At 73.2% G+C, this 19,017-nt stretch carries 15 protein-coding genes and 1 pseudogene; 9 read left to right on the forward strand and 7 right to left on the reverse strand.

All coding sequences use genetic code 11. The annotated features are described in order from the left end of the window. Window positions 1-97 precede the first annotated feature (97 nt). Window positions 98-3,004, forward strand: a complete 2,907-nt coding sequence (locus AB0I83_RS22125) for an SNF2-related protein (protein ID WP_363305843.1) — start codon at window positions 98-100, stop codon at window positions 3,002-3,004. Continuing rightward, the gene (locus AB0I83_RS22130; protein ID WP_363305844.1) at window positions 3,001-4,278 is read left to right on the forward strand and encodes an SWIM zinc finger family protein; all 1,278 of its coding nucleotides are present in this window, start codon (window positions 3,001-3,003) and stop codon (window positions 4,276-4,278) included. The genes AB0I83_RS22125 and AB0I83_RS22130 overlap by 4 nt, the downstream gene beginning before the upstream one ends. Before the next feature lie 82 nt (window positions 4,279-4,360). On the opposite strand, the pseudogene AB0I83_RS22135 reads toward AB0I83_RS22130, so the two are convergent. Together AB0I83_RS22135 and AB0I83_RS22140 are read right to left on the reverse strand one after the other, a co-directional pair. Beyond that, window positions 4,361-4,629: pseudogene (locus tag AB0I83_RS22135) on the reverse strand (DUF3574 domain-containing protein); the annotation flags it as partial. Between the two features lie 65 nt (window positions 4,630-4,694). Then, window positions 4,695-5,906, reverse strand: a complete 1,212-nt coding sequence (locus tag AB0I83_RS22140) for a pyridoxal phosphate-dependent aminotransferase (RefSeq protein WP_356533720.1) — start codon at window positions 5,904-5,906, stop codon at window positions 4,695-4,697. A 71-nt stretch (window positions 5,907-5,977) separates the two neighbouring features. Between AB0I83_RS22140 and AB0I83_RS22145 the strand changes: the two genes are divergently transcribed. The 3 genes from AB0I83_RS22145 to AB0I83_RS22155 all read left to right on the forward strand — a co-directional run bounded on the left by AB0I83_RS22145 (window position 5,978) and on the right by AB0I83_RS22155 (window position 8,018). Continuing rightward, entirely contained in the window at window positions 5,978-6,676 is a 699-nt protein-coding gene (locus AB0I83_RS22145) for a helix-turn-helix domain-containing protein (RefSeq protein WP_363305845.1), read from the forward strand. Window positions 6,677-6,742: 66 nt separating this feature from the next. Next, on the forward strand, window positions 6,743-7,318 hold the full coding sequence (locus tag AB0I83_RS22150; protein WP_363305846.1) for a cupin domain-containing protein: 576 nt from the start codon (window positions 6,743-6,745) through the stop codon (window positions 7,316-7,318). 49 nt (window positions 7,319-7,367) lie between these two features. After that, entirely contained in the window at window positions 7,368-8,018 is a 651-nt protein-coding gene (locus AB0I83_RS22155; RefSeq protein WP_363305847.1) for a uridine kinase, read from the forward strand. Here the strand turns inward: AB0I83_RS22155 and AB0I83_RS22160 are convergent, their stop codons facing one another. The 5 genes from AB0I83_RS22160 to AB0I83_RS22180 all read right to left on the reverse strand — a co-directional run bounded on the left by AB0I83_RS22160 (window position 8,019) and on the right by AB0I83_RS22180 (window position 12,875). Continuing rightward, window positions 8,019-8,924, reverse strand: a complete 906-nt coding sequence (locus AB0I83_RS22160; RefSeq protein WP_363305884.1) for a PfkB family carbohydrate kinase — start codon at window positions 8,922-8,924, stop codon at window positions 8,019-8,021. A 26-nt stretch (window positions 8,925-8,950) separates the two neighbouring features. Further along, entirely contained in the window at window positions 8,951-9,901 is a 951-nt protein-coding gene (locus AB0I83_RS22165; RefSeq protein ID WP_356533726.1) for a pseudouridine-5'-phosphate glycosidase, read from the reverse strand. Between the two features lie 78 nt (window positions 9,902-9,979). Continuing rightward, complete coding sequence (locus tag AB0I83_RS22170) at window positions 9,980-11,188, reverse strand: MFS transporter (protein ID WP_363305885.1); 1,209 nt, start codon at window positions 11,186-11,188, stop codon at window positions 9,980-9,982. A 220-nt stretch (window positions 11,189-11,408) separates the two neighbouring features. Continuing rightward, window positions 11,409-11,954: a methylated-DNA--[protein]-cysteine S-methyltransferase gene (locus AB0I83_RS22175; RefSeq protein WP_363305848.1), complete on the reverse strand. Its 546-nt coding sequence runs from the start codon at window positions 11,952-11,954 to the stop codon at window positions 11,409-11,411. Between the two features lie 45 nt (window positions 11,955-11,999). Next, complete coding sequence (locus AB0I83_RS22180; protein ID WP_363305849.1) at window positions 12,000-12,875, reverse strand: glycerophosphodiester phosphodiesterase family protein; 876 nt, start codon at window positions 12,873-12,875, stop codon at window positions 12,000-12,002. A gap of 204 nt (window positions 12,876-13,079) precedes the next feature. Between AB0I83_RS22180 and AB0I83_RS22185 the strand changes: the two genes are divergently transcribed. From AB0I83_RS22185 to AB0I83_RS22200, 4 genes are all read left to right on the forward strand, one after another. Then, window positions 13,080-13,952 (forward strand): MHYT domain-containing protein, encoded by an 873-nt coding sequence (locus tag AB0I83_RS22185; RefSeq protein WP_363305850.1) that lies wholly within the window; start codon window positions 13,080-13,082, stop codon window positions 13,950-13,952. 39 nt (window positions 13,953-13,991) lie between these two features. Then, the gene (gene uvrB, locus AB0I83_RS22190) at window positions 13,992-16,112 is read left to right on the forward strand and encodes an excinuclease ABC subunit UvrB (RefSeq protein WP_356533734.1); all 2,121 of its coding nucleotides are present in this window, start codon (window positions 13,992-13,994) and stop codon (window positions 16,110-16,112) included. A gap of 132 nt (window positions 16,113-16,244) precedes the next feature. Further along, the gene (locus AB0I83_RS22195) at window positions 16,245-16,823 is read left to right on the forward strand and encodes a TerD family protein (protein WP_356533735.1); all 579 of its coding nucleotides are present in this window, start codon (window positions 16,245-16,247) and stop codon (window positions 16,821-16,823) included. 121 nt (window positions 16,824-16,944) lie between these two features. Beyond that, window positions 16,945-18,948 carry a TerD family protein gene (locus AB0I83_RS22200; RefSeq protein ID WP_363305851.1) on the forward strand — a complete coding sequence of 668 codons (2,004 nt, stop codon included), beginning with the start codon at window positions 16,945-16,947 and terminating at the stop codon, window positions 18,946-18,948. Window positions 18,949-19,017 lie beyond the last annotated feature (69 nt).

A 19,017-nucleotide genomic window follows, 5' to 3' on the forward strand; every position in this document is an offset into this window, starting at 1 on the left:
GGGGACCCGGCCGGGGGCGGAGGTTGTCACACCCCCGGCTTAGACTCGCCTGAACAGGGCGATCGCGACCGGACCGAGCCAGGAGGGGGCGGCGGACATGGCACGGCACACCCATGACGAGGCCGTCGACCGGCTGCTGCGCTGCGCCGCCGTCTTCCTTCCCGGAGCGCTGCCCAGGGACGGCCGGATCGCCTTCTGGGATCCCGAGGGGACCATCGGAATCGGGGTCTCCGGCGAGGGGTTCCCCCTGGCCGGAGACGGGTCCGCGTACCCCCTCACCGAACTCACCGTCGCCGTGCCGGACGGGACCGGCGGTGCCCGCACCCGTGCGGTGCCCGCCGTCCAGCTCCCCGTGGCGGAGGCGGTGCCCCTGCTGGCCGGTGCCCGGCACCGGGCCGTGGCCCACCCCGCCACCCGGGCCTGGGGGGCGGCGGCGCTGCACGCCCTCACCCTCGTGGCGCGCGGCAGGCTCCTGCCCGGGCTGACGGCCGAGGACCACGACGCGTGGCGGGCCGGGCCCCGCGACGCGGAGGACATCGCCCACCTGAGAGCCGTCGCCGCCTCCATGCCGGCCGAGGGACACGCCGTACCGTCGGACGGCACACCCCTGCGGCTCCCCGAACCCCGTGCGCTGCTCAGCGCCTTCCTCGACGCCGTCGCCGACACCCTGCCCCGCACGCCCGCGGCCGCACACGCCATGGGCGCGCCCTTCGCCGCCCGTGGCGCACAGCACCTGCCCCACGCCCGCGCCTGGGCCGTCGAGGTGGCCGCCGGTCTCGACGCCGGAGTGCGGATCTCGCTCCGGCTCGACCTGTCGGCGTACGACCTCTTCGACACGGCCGGTGGCAGCGGGCAGGCGGAGGACGAGGACGCGCACGGAGCTCCGGCCGCCGCGCGCCATGCCGCCGCCGCCGTCACCCAGGTGCACAGCCTGGCCGATCCGACATACGTCACCGACGCGGCGGCGCTGTGGAGCGGTGCGGCGGGCGAGCCGTTCGGGCCGAGGGCCAAAATCGACGCCGTGCTCGCCCTGCGCCGCGCCGCCCGCGTCTGGCCCCCGTTGGAGCGCCTCCTCGACCAGCCCGTCCCCGACGTGCTCGCCGTCACCGAGGACGAGCTCTACGAGTTGATCGGCGCCGCCGGAGCACGCCTCGCGGCGGCGGGGGTCGCGCTGCACTGGCCGAGGGAGCTCGCGCGCTCACTCACCGCTGCGGCCGTCGTCCGGCCCGCGCCGGGTTCCGCCACCGACGGCACCTCCTTCTTCGACGCCGAGCAGCTCTTCGCCTTCAACTGGCAGCTCTCCCTGGGGGACGACCGGCTCACCGAGGCGGAGATGGACACGCTGGCCGAGGCGCACAGGCCCGTGGTGCGGCTGCGTGACCAGTGGGTGGTCGTCGACCCCGCGCTCGTCCGGAAGGCGCGCAAGCGGGAGCTCGGTCTGCTGGACCCCGTGGACGCGCTCGCCGTCGCCCTGACCGGCAGCGCCGAGGTGGACGGCGAGCAGGTCGAGGCCGTACCGGCCGGGGCGCTCGCCGCACTTCGCACCCGCATCCTCGACGAGGACGCCACCCTCCCGGCGCCGCCCGGCCTCGACGCCACCCTCCGCGACTACCAACTGCGCGGCCTGGCCTGGCTGGACCGGATGACGTCGCTCGGCCTCGGCGGCTGCCTCGCCGACGACATGGGCCTGGGCAAGACCATCACGGTCATCGCGCTCCACCTGCACCGCGCGCACACCGCCCCCACCCTGGTCGTCTGCCCGGCCTCCCTGCTAGGCAACTGGCACCGCGAGATCAACCGCTTCGCGCCCGGCGTCCCCGTACGCCGGTTCCACGGCGCGGACCGCTCCCTCACCGGCCCCGACGGCGGCTTCGTCCTCACCACCTACGGCACGATGCGCTCCAGCGCCGAGCAGCTCGCCGGCCACACCTGGGGACTGGTCGTCGCCGACGAGGCACAGCACGTGAAGAATCCGCACTCCTCCACGGCCAAGGCGCTGCGCACGATCCCCGCCCCGGCCCGCGTCGCCCTGACGGGCACCCCCGTCGAGAACAACCTCTCCGAGCTGTGGGCCCTGCTCGACTGGACCACGCCCGGGCTGCTCGGCCCGCTCAAGGCGTTCCGCTCCCGCCACGCCCGGATCGTGGAGAACACCGGAACCGCCGCCGGCCTGGGCAACGAGGAGGCGGTCGAGCGGCTCTCCCGGCTGGTGCGCCCCTTCCTGCTGCGCCGCAAGAAGTCCGACCCCGGCATCGCGCCCGAGCTGCCGCCCAAGACGGAGACCGACCACCCCGTCTTCCTCACCCGGGAACAGGCCACGCTCTACGAGGCCGCCGTCCGCGAGACGATGGCCTTCATCGAGCAGTCCGAAGGCATCGCCCGGCGCGGGCTGATCATGAAGCTGCTGGGCTCCCTCAAGCAGATCTGCAACCACCCCGCGCAGTACCTGAAGGAGGAGCCCACCCGCCTCGCCGGGCGCTCGGGGAAGCTCGCCCTGCTCGACGAGCTGCTCGACACCATCCTGTCCGAGGACGCCTCCGTCCTGATCTTCACCCAGTACGTCTCGATGGCCCGGCTCCTCTCGGCCCACCTCGCCTCCCGCGCCATCCCCTCCCAGCTGCTGCACGGCGGCACACCGGTGCCCGAGCGGGAGGTGATGGTGGACCGCTTCCAGTCCGCCGAGGTGCCCGTCTTCCTGCTCTCCCTCAAGGCGGCCGGTACGGGACTGAATCTCACCAGGGCCGCCCACGTCATCCACTACGACCGGTGGTGGAACCCGGCGGTCGAGGAGCAGGCCACCGACCGTGCGTACCGCATCGGCCAGACCCAGCCCGTGCAGGTGCACCGGCTGATCGCGGAAGGCACGGTCGAGGACCGGATCAGTGAACTCCTGCAATCCAAGCGGGTGTTGGCCGACGCGGTGCTCGGCTCCGGCGAGGTGGCCCTGACGGAGCTCGACGACCGCGACCTGGCCGACCTCGTCTCGCTCCGGAGGACGTCATGAGCCCGGGTGCGGGCCCCGCCGCTCGGCCGGGCCCCGACGACCTGCGGCGCACCTTCGAGGCGGTGCCCGCCCGGGTCTCGGACGCCGGCGGCGCCTTCGCCGACACCTGGTGGGGCCGGGCCTGGGTGGACGCCCTGGAGTCCCTGTCGATGGACGGCGCGCGGCTCGCCCGTGGACGCGCGTACGCCGACGGAGGCCATGTCGCCGCCGTCACCGTCACCCCGGGCAGGGTCATCGCCTACGTCCACGGCAGCCGGCCCCGCCCCTACCGTGCCGAACTCCACCTGCGGTCGTTCTCGGCGTCCGACTGGGACACGCTCCTCGACGCCGTCGCGGCAAAGCCCGGACACCTGTCCGCGCTGCTCGACAAGGAGATGCCGCACTCCCTGGTGGAGACGGCCGGCGAGATCGGTATCCGCCTGCTGCCCACCGCCGGTGATCTGGACCCGGACTGCTCCTGCCCGGACCGCGGCCGGCCCTGCAAGCACGTGGCGGCGCTCTGCTACCAGACGGCACGGCTGCTGGACAGCGACCCCTTCGTCCTCCTGCTGATGCGCGGCAGGGGCGAGCGCGAGCTCCTCGACGAGCTCGGCCGCCGCAACGCCGAGCACTCCGCCCTCGAACGACCCGAGGCCCCCGCCATGCCCTCGGTCCCCGCCGACGAGGCCTTGGCCGACCGCTTCCTGCCGCCGTTGCCCGCACCACGGCCCGTCCCGCCCTACGCCGGTGAGCCGCCTGCCTACCCGGAGCTGCCCGGCGCCCGCGACCCGCTCGGTCTCGACCATCTCGCCTCGGACGCTGCCGCCCGCGCCCTCGCACTCCTGACCACCGGGGAGGACCCGCTCGCCGGTTTCAGCACCTGGCAGGACGCCGTGCGGATCGCCGCGTCCAGGCCCACGGCCGGGCTCACCGCCACGACCAGGGCGCTCTACCGCGAACTGGCCTTCGCCACCGGCCGCGGCACCACCGACCTGGCCCGTGCCGTCGCCGCGTGGCGACAGGGCGGAGCTGAGGGGCTCGCCGTGCTGGAGACGCCCTGGGACCCGCCGGCCGGCCCGTTCGACCGGGCCAGGCCCGCCCTCGCCGCGGCGGACTTCCCGCGCTTCCAGCCCTGGCGCAACCACCTGACCAACGCCGCGGGCACCCTCCAGCTGCGCTTCGGCCACGACAGCCGGTGGTACGGCTACGAATCCGACCCCGGAGAGGACGACTGGTGGCCCAGGGCGGCCCCCGACGCCGACCCGGTCTCCGCGCTCACCGCACTGCGAGGCTGACGCGGCGCGCACCGCCGGCGGAGCACCACCGCGCGCGGCCGGGTGCGGTGGTGCCCCGTACAGCGGGCCGGGGCTCCCGGCCTCAGAAGTCGGCGCGGGTGCGGTCGTCCAGCCTGGCCACCGACTCCTGGGCACAGGCCTTCTCGTACGCGGTGCGGATCCGTTCGATCCGAGGGTCCCGCAGACGGGCCTCGGACGCCGGATACAGCAGGACCAGCTCGTACGAACGCTCCCGCTCGATCACCCCGCCCGAGTCGCGCCACCGCCCCCGGCCTCCTGGACCGTGAGCCCCTCCGGGAAGTCCGGCGTGACCTCCCGGTCGACGAACCTCCGGAACCGCGCGCCGGTCACGGTCGCCCTCACCGGACCGGGTGAGGCGACCCGCGTGAGGGCGGGGGAGCGGCGGGTCCGGCAGGTCACTGGCGGTATCCGTTCAGGAAGCGGCCGATGCGGCTGATCGCCGCGTCCAGGTCGTCGGCGTGCGGCAGGGTGAGGATGCGGAAGTGGTCCGGGCGGGGCCAGTTGAAGCCGGTGCCCTGCACCACCTGGATCTTCTCGCGCAGCAGCAGATCGAGGACGAAGCGTTCGTCGTCGACGATGCGGTGGACCTTCGGGTCGATGCGCGGGAACGCGTAGAGCGCGCCCTTCGGCTTCACGCACGACACCCCGGGGATCTCGTTCAGCCGCTCCCAGGCCCGGTTGCGCTGTTCGTGGAGCCTGCCGCCCGGGACGACGAGCTCCCGGATCGACTGCCTGCCGCCGAGCGCGGCCTGGATCGCGTACTGCGCGGGCGCGTTGGGGCACAGCCGCATGGAGGCGAGCGTGGTCAGCCCCTCCAGATAGCTCCGGGCGTGCTCCTGCGGTCCGGACACCACCATCCATCCCGAACGGAACCCCGCGACCCGGTACGTCTTGGACAGCCCGCTGAAGGTGAGACAGAGCAGGTCCGGCGCCAGGACCGCCACGCTGTGGTGCTCGGCGTCGTCGTAGAGGATCTGGTCGTAGATCTCGTCGGCGAAGACCATCAGGCCGTGCCTGCGGGCCAGGTCGAGCATCCCTTCGAGGACCTCGCGGGAGTAGACGGCGCCCGTCGGGTTGTTCGGGTTGATGATCACCATGGCCCGGGTGCGCGCGGTGATCTTCGATGCCATGTCGGCGAGGTCGGGGTTCCAGTCCGCACCCTCGTCGCAGGTGTAGTGGACTGCCCGGCCGCCCGCGAGCGTGGTGACGGCGGTCCAGAGCGGATAGTCGGGGCTCGGGATCAGGATCTCGTCGCCGTCCTCCAGGAGTGCCTGTACCGCCATGGAGATCAGCTCGGAGACCCCGTTGCCGAGGAAGACGTCGTCCACGTCGGCGTCGGCCAGCCCCATCGCCTGGTAGCGCTGGGCGACGGCACGGCGCGCGGACAGGATGCCGCGCGAATCGGTGTAGCCGTGTGCCTGGGGGAGCATCCGGATCATGTCCTGGACGATCTCCTCCGGTGCCTCGAACCCGAAGAGCGCCGGATTGCCCGTGTTGAGGCGGAGGACGCTGTGCCCGGCCTCCTCGAGCGCGTTGGCCTGCTCGATGACCGGGCCCCGGATCTCGTAGCAGACCTCGTCGAGCTTGCTGGACTGCCGGAACTCCATGCGGTGCCTCCCCAACCCTGGATTGCGCGATACTTGGTTTTACCAAGTTCGAGCTTGGAAAGTCCAACAACATGTCTAGACTGCGTCGCATGCCACGTCAGCGACAGCCCGCACGCCCCGTCCGCCGCCGGAGCTACGACCAGTTCTGCGCGACCGCCCGCGCGCTCGACTCGGTCGGGGACCGGTGGACGCTGCTGATCGTCCGTGAACTGCTGGCAGGCCCACGCCGTTACACCGACCTGCACGCCGATCTGCCCGGGGTCAGCACGGACGTGCTGGCCTCCCGGCTGAAGGACATGGAGCACGGCGGCCTCGCCGTCCGCCGCAGGCTGCCGCCCCCGGCCGCCGCCGCGGTCTACGAACTGACCGGGCGCGGCCGGGGACTCCTCCCCGTACTCGCCGCGCTCGCCGGCTGGGGAGCACCCGAGCTCGCCGAGCGCCGCCCCACGGACGCCGTCAGACCGCACTGGTTCGCACTGCCGCTCCTGCGCGCCTTTGACGGGCTCGCCCACAGCGGCGTCGTCGAGGTCCGCCTGGACGAGGGGGAGTTCCATCTGCGTACGGACGCGGACCCGGCCGGTGGCGAGGCGTACGGCTACGGCCCGGCCGAGCGGCCTGACGCCTGCCTGGTGCTCGCCACCGACGTCGCGGTGGCGCTCGCGCGCGGCGGGCGCACTCTCGCCGAGACGCTCCGCGACGACGGCGCACAGGTGCTCGGTGACGGCCCCCTCGCCGCCGAACTCCGTGGCGACGCACCGTCGCGCCGCTGACGCCCGCACCCCAACGTGTCAGTAGCGTGGGGCCGTTCATCGGGAACGGATGCTGAGGAGTCGTTCATGGGGTTCGGCGGCACGACCGGTGTGAAGAACGGGAACAACACGGGCGGGACCAGGCGCGAAAGGTGGCGGGTGCTGCGCAAGGCCCTGCTCGTGAGCGCCGGTGTGGCGGCGCTCGGCATGGTGCCGGCGGCAGCGGTCGCCACGCCGGGCAGCGGAGTGAGCGGCACGGTCCACGCCGAGGGCACGTCCGAGGGCAGGCTCGAGGTGAGGACCCCGAAGGGCCGTACGGACGTGACCTTCCGGGAGATCACCGTGGCGCCCGGCGGGTCCACCGGCTGGCACACCCACCGCGGGCAGCTGATCGCCGTCGTCAAGTCGGGGACGCTGACCCGGACCCTCGACGACTGCTCCGTCGAGGTGACGCCCGCGGGAACGTCCTTCATCGAGCCCTCCGGCGCACGCCACCGGCACATCGGGCGCAACCTGGGGACGGAACCCGTCGTGCTGTGGGTGACCTACCTGCTTCCCGAGGGCAGCGCGCTCTCCGACGACGCCGACGCAGCCCACTGCCCGGCGGTGCGCCAGGGCGCACGCCCCGCGGCGGGCCGCGAACCGTCCGGCCCCCTCGCCTGAGGGAGGGCCGCGTGCGCCCGTCCGCACGCGGCGGGGCGATGATGGATACGTGCGATTTGAACCCATCACCTGGGAACGGCTGGCCGACACCCTGGCGGCGCATGCCGACGGACTCGAACCGGCGGACGGCGGGCCCTGGTTGAGGATCGGCGTCGACGGAGCTCCGGCGGCCCGTCCCGAGGAGCCCGCCGAGCGCCTCGCCGACGCGCTGCGGGCCCGCGGGCGCCCCGTCCTCACCGTCTCGACCGGCGGCTTCCTGCGCCCCGCCAGCCTGCGGTACGAGTACGGCAAGGAGGACCCCGACTCGTACGCCGACGGCTGGTTCGACACCGGCGCGCTCCGGCGCGAGGTGTTCCGGCCGCTGGAGGCGGGCGGCAGCGGACGTGTGCTCCCCGACCTCTGGGACCCCGTCACGGACCGGGCCACCCGGAGCCCGTACCTGCGACTGCCCGAGGGCGGGGTGCTGGTCCTGCACGGCCCGCTGCTCCTCGGCCAGTGGTTCCCCTTCGACCTGGCCATCCACCTGAGCCTCTCGCCGGGTGCGCTGAGGCGGCGTACCCGCGAGGACGAGCGGTGGACACTGCCCGCCTTCGCGCGGTACGAGGACGAGGTCGGTCCCGCCGGGCACGCGGACGTGGTGGTGCGCGCCGACGACCCCCGTCATCCGGCCTGGACCGGGCCCGCCGGGCCCGGCGGGTGACTACGACCGGTGCGGCCCCGGGCGCCCTCCCACCGTGCCGACCGCCTCGGCACCGGCCCGGCAGCCCGCGGCGGCTGCCGACACCTCGTCCGCCCCGGCGACGAGAGCCGCGAGGAAGCCGCCGGTGAAGGCGTCCCCCGCACCCGTGGAGTCGACCGGTACCGCGCATGCGGCGGCGGGCACCCGTGCGGTCACCGTGCCGCCGGACGCCAGCACGACACCCCGGTCCCCGAGCGTGACGGCGACCCGCCCGACATGACGGCTCAACTCGGCCGCCGCGTCCGCAGGTTCCGGCAGCCCGGTCAGCTCGCGGGCCTCGTCCGCGTTGGGGAGCAGCAGGTCGACACCGTCGACCAGATCCAGGAACGCCTTCGCACCCGACTCCGCGAGGAAGCCCGCCGAAGCAGGGTCCACGCTCACCGGTACGCCCCGGCCACGTGCCTCGCGCAGGGCCAGCAACGCCGTCGCCCGGCTGGGTTCCGCGAAGAGGAGATAGCCGGAGACGTGCAGGCGGGCCACGCCGTCGAGCAGCGCCGGGGACCAGTCGCCGGGGCACAGCCGCAGGACCGCACCGCTGTCGGTGAGGAAGGTGCGCTCGGCCGAGGGGTCGACCAGCGCCACCACCGTGCCGGTCGGCACTTCCCGGTCCACGGCCAGCAGAGGACGTACCCCCGCCTTTCGCAGCACCTCACCGTGCCAGGACGCGGAATCGGTCCCGGCCCGGGCGAGCAGGCGCACGTCCGCGCACCCCGCGCGCACCGCCCAGCACGCGGCGTTGGCCCCCGCGCCGCCCGGCAGGGTGGTGATCCGCGCAGGGGTGTCCGTGCCGCGGACCGGCACCGAGGAGTGCCGTACGACCACATCCGTGACCACCTCCCCGACGACGAGCAGGGCGCCCCCGCTCACCGCACGGTCGCGCACCGGGCCGTCGCTCACCGTGCCGCCGCCACGGCGATCCGCGCGGCCAGCCGCACGTTCCCGCGTACGGCCGCGAGGTTGGCCTCCAGGGACGCGCCGCCGGTCTCCCGCATCAGGTACTCCAGCAGGAACGGGGTGACCGCCTGGCCCGTGATCCCCCGCTCCCGGCAGGTGTCCAGGGCGCGGGAGAGCACCCGGTCGTGCACCGCCGGGTCCAACTGCTCCTCCTCCGGCACGGGGTTGGCGACGATCAGCGATGCCGGCGGGCCACCGAGCCGCTCCCGGGCCCGCATCACGTCCGCGACCTCCTCCGGCGTACGCACCGTCCAGTCGACCGGTTCGCCCGAACTGCTCAGGTAGAAGCCGGGGAAGCGGTCCGTGCCGTAGCCGAGCACGCCGACACCGAGCGTCTCCAGACGCTGGAGTGTGGCCGGCACGTCCAGGATCGACTTCACCCCCGCGCACACCACCGTCATTCCGGTGCGCGCGAGGAGCCGGAGGTCGGCGGACTCGTCCTGGGTCTGCGCCCACTCCCGGTGCACACCGCCGAGTCCGCCTGTCGCGAAGACTCCCAGCCCCGCCCGGGCCGCGAGGAACGCCGTCGCCGACACGGTGGTCGCCCCGCTCGCGCCCAGCGCCAGTGCGGGCGCGAGATCGCGGTGGCCGAGTTTGCGTACGTCCGGGTCCCCGGCCACCCGCTCCAACTGGGCCGTGGACAGGCCCACATGGGCCCGGCCGTCCAGCACCGCCACCGTGGCGGGCACGGCACCGGCCGTGCGCACGAGTTCCTCCAGCTCCTGTGCGACCTCCAGATTGCGGGGACGGGGCAGGCCGTGCGCGATGATCGTCGACTCCAGTGCGACGACCGGCGTGCTGCCGCCGAGGGCCTCGCGCACCTCGGCGGAGAGAAGCAGGGTACGACCGACGGTTTCCTGCGGCTTCGATGCCGACGGGTTCAGAGCCATGCCCCATCTCTGTCGCAGGCGCCCCGGCCGCAAACCCGGACGGCCCACTCCTTCGCCGCCCGCCCGTTCCGGCGCCGGTCAGGCCTTCGCGGGGTCCTGAGGCGGCCTGGCCGTGGACCTGCGCAGCGCGAGCGCGGCCATCGGCAGGAGAAGGCAGGCGGCGGCCGCGTTGAGCCAGCCGTAACCCAGCCGGGAGACGACAACTCCGGCCACCGCGCCCCCGACTCCGGCCGAGGTGTTCATCGTGAGGTCGGAGAGCCCCTGCACGGCCGCCCGCGCGGCCTGCGGCACGGAGTCCGTGAGCAGTGCCGAACCTGCGACCAGGCCCGCCGACCAGCCCAGGCCCAGGACGAACAGCCCGGCGGCCGTCCGGACGTGCCCGCCGCCCGACGTGCCCGCCAGCAGCGCCGCGCAGCACAGCAGACCGGCCGCCAACCCGATCACGGCGAGCCGTCCGACCCGGTCGGCCAGCCGTCCCATGACGGGGGAGAACGCGTACATGCCCGCGATATGACCGCTGATCACCAGGCCGATCAGCTGGATGTCCGCCCCGTGGTGCCCCAGATGGACGGGGGTCATGACCATGATGGAGACCATCGCGGTGTGGCACACGGCGACGGTCACCAGCGCCAGTCGGGCCATCGGGGAGGCACGGACCGCCCTGACGCCCGCTCGCAGCGAGCGGTTCGCGGCGCTCGCCGTGTCCTTGGGCGCCAGCGCCCGGGCGGTGAGCAGCGGGTCGGGTCGCAGCAGTACGGCGACCAGCACACCGGTGACCAGGAAGATGCCCGAGGCCCACGCGAAGGGACCCGCGTTCTCGGGCACGAAGGTGTCCCGGAACACGCGGCTCGCGGGGGCCGCGATGTTGGGGCCGAGCACCGAGCCGATCGTGGTGGCCCAGATGACGGTGGCGATCGCCCGGCCGCGCCGGTCCGGCTCCGCGAGGTCGGCAGCCGCGAACCTGGCCTGGAGGTTCGCCGACGATCCGGCGCCGAAGCAGGCCATACCGGCGAGCAGCAGCGGGAAGCTGCCCACCACGGTGGCGGTCACCACCAGGAAGGCCCCGAGCGACCCGATCAGGTAGGCCAGGACGAGCCCGGGACGCCTGCCCCGCGCGGCCATCAGGGCTGCCAGCGGAAGCGACAGCAGCGCCGTGCCCGTCACCGACGCGGTGGGCGCGAGCCCCGACAGGGCCTCGGAACCGCTGACCTCGGCCGCCAGCACCGGGGCGAGCGCGATACCGACGGCCACGCCGAGGCCGCCGAGTATCTGGCTGCCGATGAGCACTGCGGAGGTCCGGCGCTGCAGGGCCGGCAGGTCGGCGGCTGTGATCCGGGATGCGGGAGAGGCTGTCGTCACCGCCGCAGTGTGCCAGCTCGTACGCGCGTACGGCATCGGTTCGAGTGGGCGGAGCCGTACCGGCGGGCTCGGAGCGTGGTGCGAAGCCGGGCGGAGTGGGCCGCCGGACCGCGCGGCACGGTCCCACGGCGTGAACACCCGTACCGGCTCAGAACAGCGGCTGCGGGAGTATCCCCTCCAGAGCCAGCAGTCGCCGCTTGGTCTCCAGCCCGCCGCCGAATCCGCCGAGCCCCCCGTCGCTCTCCACCACCCGGTGGCACGGCACCACGACCGGCAACGGGTTCGAGCCCATGGCGGCGCCCACGGCCTGGGCCCCGTCGGGCCGGCCGACCCGGGCCGCCAGATCGCCGTACCCCACGACCGTGCCGTAGGGCACGCCGGAGGCCAGCTCGCGGAGCACCTCCCGGTGGAAGCCCGAGGTCAGCGACCAGTCCAGGGCGAGCCCGAACTCGCGCAGGTCGCCGGCGAAGTACGCGAGAAGCCGGCGCACCGGCTCGGCCAGCAGCGTGGAGTCCGGCGCCTCCACGGGCTCCACGCCCAGGCGCGTCCGCAGTTGTCCGAGCGCCTTGTCCCGGACCGGGGGCAGCGCGTGGAAGGCCACCGTCACCAGACCCGCGGGGGTCGCGGCGAGCAGGAGCGGGCCGACGGCGCTCGGCACGACGGACCACTCCACGACCTGCTCGCTGCTCTCCATGCGTCCACGGTACGGCCGCCCACCGACAACGCCCCGGGCCGTCGTTCAGCGGGTGGCGTCGCGGACGACGTCGGGGTTGTTGGTGATGATGCCGTCCACGCCGAGGCCGGCCACCTCCGCGGCCTTCGCCGCGTCGTTCACCGTCCAGGTGTTCACCCGGAGGGGCTTGCCGTGGGCGCCCTTCAGCTTCCGCACCGCGGCGACGTAGTCGGCCCCGATCGTCGTGTAGGACGGGTTGATCTGGTCGGTGAAGGCCGCGTACGCCGGGAGGTCCGCCACCGCGGGGGTCCCCAGGAAGCCGGTGACGACGTCAGGACGCCGCGCGTGGACGGTTTTCACACTCTCCGCACCGAAGCTCTGGATGACGAGCCGGTTCCTGACATGCCGGCGGTCCAGCCACCCCTCCGCGCGCAGGACGCGCAGCGTCTCCTTCTCGATCCCCGGGTAGATCTCGGGGCTCTTGATCTCCAGCAGCAGCCTCTGACGGTTGCGCTCCACACGGTGCAGGTACTGCGTGAGCGTGGGCACCCTGGCACCCGCGAACCGGGCGCCGAACCAGCTGCCCGCGTCGAGCCTCGCGACCTCTGCCGCGGTGAAGTCCTTGACCGCCCAGGGCGCACGGCCGGGGAAGACCTCCTCGACGTCCGTGGTCCTGCTCAGGTTCGTGTCGTGCATGACGACCAGCACACCGTCCTTGGTGAGCTGCACGTCGTTCTCCACCCAGGCGATGTCCAGACCGTCGGCCGCGTCCACGGCGGCCAGGGTGTTCTCCGGGGCGTAGGCGGACGCGCCGCGGTGGGCGTAGACCACCGGGGGGTTCCCGGCCTCCCAGGCCTGGGCCTGGGCGGTGGCGGGCAGTGTCACGCAGACGCCGAGCAGGGCGGCGACGGCGGTGGAGGCGGTTGCTGTGCGTACGGACACGTGTACTCCTCGCGTCGGGATGCGGACATGCGGAGCCTGCCACCCCATCCCCAACGGGCGGCAGGACCATGATGTCCATGATGTGAACGGATCGCCGGGTACCGGAACCGGGGAGGGCCCGGCGGCGGGCAGAATTTCTGCCTGCCGGGCCTCGCCCTCTAGGGTCACCCCCGAACCCGGGCCACCGCGAAGGGCGTAAACAGGATGCAGGGCACAGTCGACGGATTCACCTACGGCCTAGTGACGCCGCTGACGGCATTCCTCATGGCATGCCTCGGCGCCGCCCTCGGGCTGCGCTGCACCACGCGGTCGCTGCGCACCCGCGGCGTGTCCAGAGCCGGCTGGCTGGCCCTCGGCGCGACCTCCATCGGTTCGGGCATCTGGACGATGCACTTCATCGCGATGCTGGGCTTCACCGTCCGGGAGGCGCCGGTGAGCTACGACCGGCCCCTCACCTACGCGAGTCTCGCCGTGGCGATCGTGATGGTCGGCATCGGCATCTTCCTCGTCGGATACCGGGGCGCGACCCCCATGGCGCTGGTCACGGGCGGGACGATCACCGGCCTCGGCGTGGCCACCATGCACTACCTCGGCATGGCCGGAATGAACTTCGAGGGGGAGTTCGCCTACGACACGGTCACCGTCTCGCTCTCCGTCGTCATCGCCGTGGTCGCCGCGACCGCCTCGCTGTGGGCGGCCGTCTCCATCCACGGCTTCCTGCCGAGCCTCGGCGCCAGCGCCGTCATGGGTGTGGCCGTGAGCGGCATGCACTACACCGGCATGGCGGCCCTCAGGGTCCACCTGCACCCCGACGCCGCACCGGCACCGCCCGGCGAGGCCCCGACCTCGCTGCTCCTGCCGATGATGGTCGGCCCGGGCTGCTTCCTGCTGCTCGCGGCGGTGGTCGTGATGATCGACCCCCTCGTGGTGACCGGAGATCCCCAGCAGGGCGTCCGGCCGCTCGGACGGGCTCCCCGGTGCGGCGGCCGGATGACCTCCATCCCCACCCAGCGCGGCCGTATCCGGCCCTACGAGACGGCGTCGCGCAGGGAGCACCGGCAGTCGCGGAACCGCTGATCCCCGGCCGTTGTCAGTGGGGGGTCGTACCGTGGTTGCATGCGGCCAGTTTCGAAGATCGAACGTTCGACGGCGCCTTTCGAGGTCGTCAGTCCCTACCAGCCCAGCGGCGACCAGCCCGCGGCCATCGCCGAACTGGAGCGGCGCGTCCGCGCCGGGGAGAAGGACGTCGTCCTGCTCGGCGCGACCGGCACCGGCAAGTCGGCCACGACGGCCTGGATGATCGAGAAGCTGCAGCGCCCCACCCTGGTCATGGCGCCGAACAAGACCCTCGCCGCCCAGCTGGCCAACGAGTTCCGCGAGCTCCTCCCGAACAACGCCGTGGAGTACTTCGTCTCGTACTACGACTACTACCAGCCCGAGGCGTACGTCCCGCAGTCGGACACCTACATCGAGAAGGACTCCTCGATCAACGAGGAGGTAGAGCGGCTGCGCCACTCCGCCACGAACTCGCTGCTCACCCGCCGCGACGTCGTCGTGGTCGCCTCCGTCTCCTGCATCTACGGCCTGGGCACCCCGCAGGAGTACGTGGACCGGATGGTCCAGCTCAAGGTCGGCGACGAGATGGACCGCGACCAGCTGCTGCGCCGCTTCGTCGAGATGCAGTACACCCGCAACGACCTGGCGTTCACCCGCGGCACCTTCCGGGTGCGCGGCGACACCATCGAGATCTTCCCGGTCTACGAGGAGCTCGCGGTCCGTATCGAGATGTTCGGCGACGAGATCGAGGCCCTCTCGACCCTCCACCCGCTCACCGGCGAGATCATCAGCGAGGACGCCTCGCTCCACGTCTTCCCGGCCAGCCACTACGTCGCGGGCCCCGAGCGCATGGAGAAGGCGGTCGGCCGCATCGAGAGGGAGCTGGAGCAGCGCCTCGCCGAGCTGGAGAAGCAGGGCAAGATGCTGGAGGCCCAGCGCCTGCGCATGCGCACCACGTACGACATCGAGATGCTCCGCCAGATCGGCACCTGCTCCGGCGTCGAGAACTACTCCATGCACTTCGACGACCGCGATCCCGGCACCGCCCCCCACACCCTCCTCGACTACTTCCCCGAGGACTTCCTCCTCGTCCTGGACGAGTCGCACGTCACCGTGCCGCAGATCGGCGCGATGTACGAGGGCGACGCCTCCCGCAAGCGGACCCTGGTCGACCACGGCTTCCGGCTGCCCTCGGCACTGGACAACCGTCCGCTGAAGTGGGAGGAGTTCCTGGGCCGCATCGACCAGACCGTCTACCTCTCCGCCACTCCGGGCAAGTACGAACTCTCCCGGGGCGACGGTTTCGTCGAGCAGATCATCCGGCCCACCGGGCTCGTCGACCCGGAGGTCGTCGTCAAGCCCACCGAGGGCCAGATCGACGACCTGGTGCACGAGATCCGCAAGCGGACCGAGAAGGACGAGCGTGTCCTGGTCACCACCCTCACCAAGAAGATGTCCGAGGACCTCACGGACTACTTCCTCGAGCTCGGCATCCAGGTCCGCTACCTCCACAGCGACGTGGACACCCTGCGCCGCATCGAGCTGCTCCGCGAACTGCGGTCCGGTGAGTACGACGTGCTGGTCGGCATCAACCTCCTGCGTGAGGGCCTCGACCTGCCCGAGGTGTCACTCGTGGCCATCCTCGACGCGGACAAGCAGGGCTTCCTGCGCTCCGGCACCTCGCTGATCCAGACCATCGGCCGAGCCGCCCGCAACGTCTCCGGGCAGGTCCACATGTACGCCGACAAGATCACCCCGGCCATGGCGCAGGCGATCGACGAGACCAACCGGCGCCGCGAGAAGCAGATCGCGTACAACACCGAGCGCGGTGTCGACCCGCAGCCGCTCCGCAAGAAGATCAACGACATCGTCGCGTCCATCGCGCGCGAGGAGGTCGACACGGAGCAGCTGCTCGGCACCGGCTACCGGCAGGCCAAGGAGACCAAGGCCCCCGTCCCCTCGCTGGGTGGCAAGGCCGCCGCCGGGGGCAAGGCGAAGAAGGGCGCCGCCGTGGTCACCGACCGGCCCGCCGCCGAGCTCGCCGGGATCATCGAGGAGATGACCGACCGGATGCGGGCGGCCGCCGCCGACCTGCAGTTCGAGGTGGCCGCGCGCCTGCGGGACGAGGTGGGGGAGCTGAAGAAGGAACTGCGCCAGATGAGGGAGGCGGGGCTCGCCTGACGGGTGGGGTCCGCAGTGTTGCAGGACCGACACGAAAACGTCCGACCCCTGCTGCTCGCTTCCGTGCACTGCGTAGGGTTCGGGGAAAGCCGCACACCGATGGTTGCGGTGCAAGCGGAGAGGGGACAGCGCGTGACGGTCAACATGACCAAGGGCCAGGCCATCAGCCTGCAGAAGAGCGACGGGGGGACCCTGACCGCGGTACGGATGGGGCTCGGCTGGCAGGCGGCCCCGCGCCGCGGGCTGTTCGGTTCGCGTACCCGTGAGATCGACCTGGACGCCTCGGCGGTGCTCTTCGCCGACAAGCAGCCCGTCGACGTCGTGTTCTTCCGCCACCTCGTCAGCGACGACGGCTCGGTCAAGCACACCGGCGACAACCTGGTCGGCGGGGCCGGATCGGGCGGGGACGACGAGGCGATCCTGGTCGACCTGCAGCGGGTTCCGGTCCACATCGACCAGATCGTCTTCACGGTGAACTCGTTCACCGGCCAGACGTTCCAGGAGGTACGACACGCCTTCTGCCGGATCGTCGACGAGACCAACGGCCAGGAGCTCGCCCGCTACACGCTCGACGGCGGCGGCCAGTACACGGCGCAGATCATGGCGAAGGTGCACCGCTCGGGCGCCGGGTGGCAGATGACCGCCCTCGGCAACCCCGCCAACGGCCGGACCTTCCAGGACCTGATGCCGTCGATCCTGCCCCACCTGTAGGCACGACAGGGCACGGGTGACGCCCGGCCCGCACATCCGTACGAGCAGCTCCCGGAGGCACCCGCCGCCGGGAGCTGCGCCCGTGGCAGGGCGCCACACCGAACGTCGAGGGGACAGGGCGATGACGGCCGAGCTGGTCCGGGGGCAGAACCACACCTTGCCCCAGACCCGTCTGGAGATCAGGGTGTCGGCGGGCTCGCCCGTCGTCGCCGGGGCCACGCTCGGGGACGAGCGGGGCACGGTCCGCGGCGTCGAGTGGATCGCCCACCCCGGCTCGCACCGGCTGCCCGGGCTGGAGGTGTCGCAGCAGGCTGCGGCGGACCACCGGCTTGCCGTCGACCTCGACGCCCTGCCCGGCGCGGTGCACCGCGTCACCGTGCTCCTGGCGCTGCCCACGGGTGCGGGACGGCCCGTCAGCTTCGGTGCGGTCGCCGCGCCGTTCGTCGCCGTCACCGGACTCGACGGCACGGAGATCGCCACGTTCACCCTCACGGGCCTGGACACCGAGTCCGCCGTGTCCGCCCTGGAGCTCTACCGTCGCCAGGGCGTCTGGAAGGTCCGCGCCGTCGGCCAGGGGTACGCCGCCGGACTCGCCGAGATGCTCGCGGACCAGGGCCTGGCCGGGGCCGCGGAGCTCGCCGCCTCGATACAGGAGGCCGTCTCCTCCGGACTCGCCCGCTCCGTGGCACCCCCGCCCCGCGCACCCGACCCCGAGCGGGTCCGCCACCCCGCGGGCCCCGCCCCGCGCGCCGGCGGGACCGAGCCGCCCCCTCCCGGTCCTGGCGGCGGTCCCACGCCCGTCCCGGCTCCCGGTCCCACGCCCGTCCCGGCTGTCCCGGCTCCCGGTCCGGCCCTCGCGTCCGGTGAGCGCACCATTCCGCAGGACCCGGGGACGGCCCCAGGCGGGCCCATCGACTACGCGCACCCGCGCCGCCGGAGCTCCGCGCCGCCCCCACCGCCTCCCACGGCGCCGCCGGCCGCGCCAGGACAGCCCGCGCAGCCCGTCGCGGGCGACGCCGCCGGCTGGTCCATGGACGAGCGCCTCTACAACCAGATCTGGGGCATGTTCGAGGATCTGGCCCGCGCCGTCGCGGCCCACCGCAGCGCCGTCGACTTCGCCGAGTCCCGTATGGACCGGGAGCTCGACCAGGCCCTCTCCGACCCGCGCAGCCGTATCGGAGGGGCGGGCGACCGGGCCAGGGCCGAGGCCACGGCCAAGCGCGACGAGCTCACCACCCGGGCGCGCGAGGCTCTGGACCGCGACCTCGCCCAGCTGGCCGCCGAGTCCGCCGTCGTCGAACCCGCCCTGCCCGCCGCCTTCGCGGGCTGGGACAACCCCGTCTGGCACGGCTACCGCGTCCCCATGGAGATCCCGATGGCACTGCGCCTCGGCGATCTCCACCTGCCCGAGCGCACCGACCTGCGCATCCCGCTCCTGGTGCGGCTGCCCCTGGAGCGCGGGATCTGGGTCGACAGCGGCCGCACCGCGTCCGAAGCCGCCGGGGCGGGCGGGGACCGGCTGCGCGTCCTGGCGATGGAGACCGCGGTGGCACTGGCCGCGCGGCTGCTCGCCGTGTACCCCGCGGACGAGTTCTCGGTGCACGTCATCGACCCGGCCGGCGCCGCCGCCGGCGCCCTCGCACCCCTGGTCGCCTCCGGGGCCCTCGCCGGTCCTCCCGCCTCCGGAGCCGGGGGAGTGTCCTCGGTCCTGGACCGGCTCACCCGGCGCGTGGACCTGGTGCAGATGGCGGTCCGGGCCGGCGCGGCGGACTCACTGCCGCCGGACCTGGACACGGGCGAGCAACTTCTGATCGTCAACGACTTCCCGCACGGCTTCGACGACAGGGCCGTCACCCAGCTGCGCTACCTCGCGGACGAGGGCCCCGCGGTGGGCGTGCACCTGCTGATGGTGGCCGACCGGGAGGACGCCCGCGCCTACGGTCCGGTGCTCGACCCCCTGTGGCGCTCCCTGCTGCGCATCACTCCCGTGGCCGACGACCACCTCGCCGACCCGTGGGTGGGACACGCCTGGACGTACGAGCCGCTGAGGGCGCCGCAGGGCAGCCGAGTCCTGCAACAGGTCCTTGCCCTGGTGGCGGCTGCCCGTCGGGACCGCCTCCGCTGAGAGCGGTCCCCCCACCCGGAGCATCCTGCGCCCACGGCCTACAGGAGAGGCCGATAGTCCCTGACCAGC

The organism is Streptomyces sp. NPDC049970 (assembly GCF_040660235.1).
Taxonomy (GTDB): Bacteria; Actinomycetota; Actinomycetes; order Streptomycetales; family Streptomycetaceae; genus Streptomyces.

Coding starts and splice junctions, on each gene's coding strand:
- AB0I83_RS22130 (WP_363305844.1), top strand. CDS start 3,001: ATGAGCCCGGGTGCGGGCCCCGCCGCTCGGCCGGGCCCCGACGACCTG.
- AB0I83_RS22175 (WP_363305848.1), bottom strand. CDS start 11,954: ATGGAGAGCAGCGAGCAGGTCGTGGAGTGGTCCGTCGTGCCGAGCGCC.
- AB0I83_RS22150 (WP_363305846.1), top strand. CDS start 6,743: ATGGGGTTCGGCGGCACGACCGGTGTGAAGAACGGGAACAACACGGGC.
- AB0I83_RS22140 (WP_356533720.1), bottom strand. CDS start 5,906: ATGGAGTTCCGGCAGTCCAGCAAGCTCGACGAGGTCTGCTACGAGATC.
- AB0I83_RS22200 (WP_363305851.1), top strand. CDS start 16,945: ATGACGGCCGAGCTGGTCCGGGGGCAGAACCACACCTTGCCCCAGACC.
- uvrB (WP_356533734.1), top strand. CDS start 13,992: ATGCGGCCAGTTTCGAAGATCGAACGTTCGACGGCGCCTTTCGAGGTC.
- AB0I83_RS22185 (WP_363305850.1), top strand. CDS start 13,080: ATGCAGGGCACAGTCGACGGATTCACCTACGGCCTAGTGACGCCGCTG.
- AB0I83_RS22125 (WP_363305843.1), top strand. CDS start 98: ATGGCACGGCACACCCATGACGAGGCCGTCGACCGGCTGCTGCGCTGC.
- AB0I83_RS22165 (WP_356533726.1), bottom strand. CDS start 9,901: ATGGCTCTGAACCCGTCGGCATCGAAGCCGCAGGAAACCGTCGGTCGT.
- AB0I83_RS22145 (WP_363305845.1), top strand. CDS start 5,978: ATGTCTAGACTGCGTCGCATGCCACGTCAGCGACAGCCCGCACGCCCC.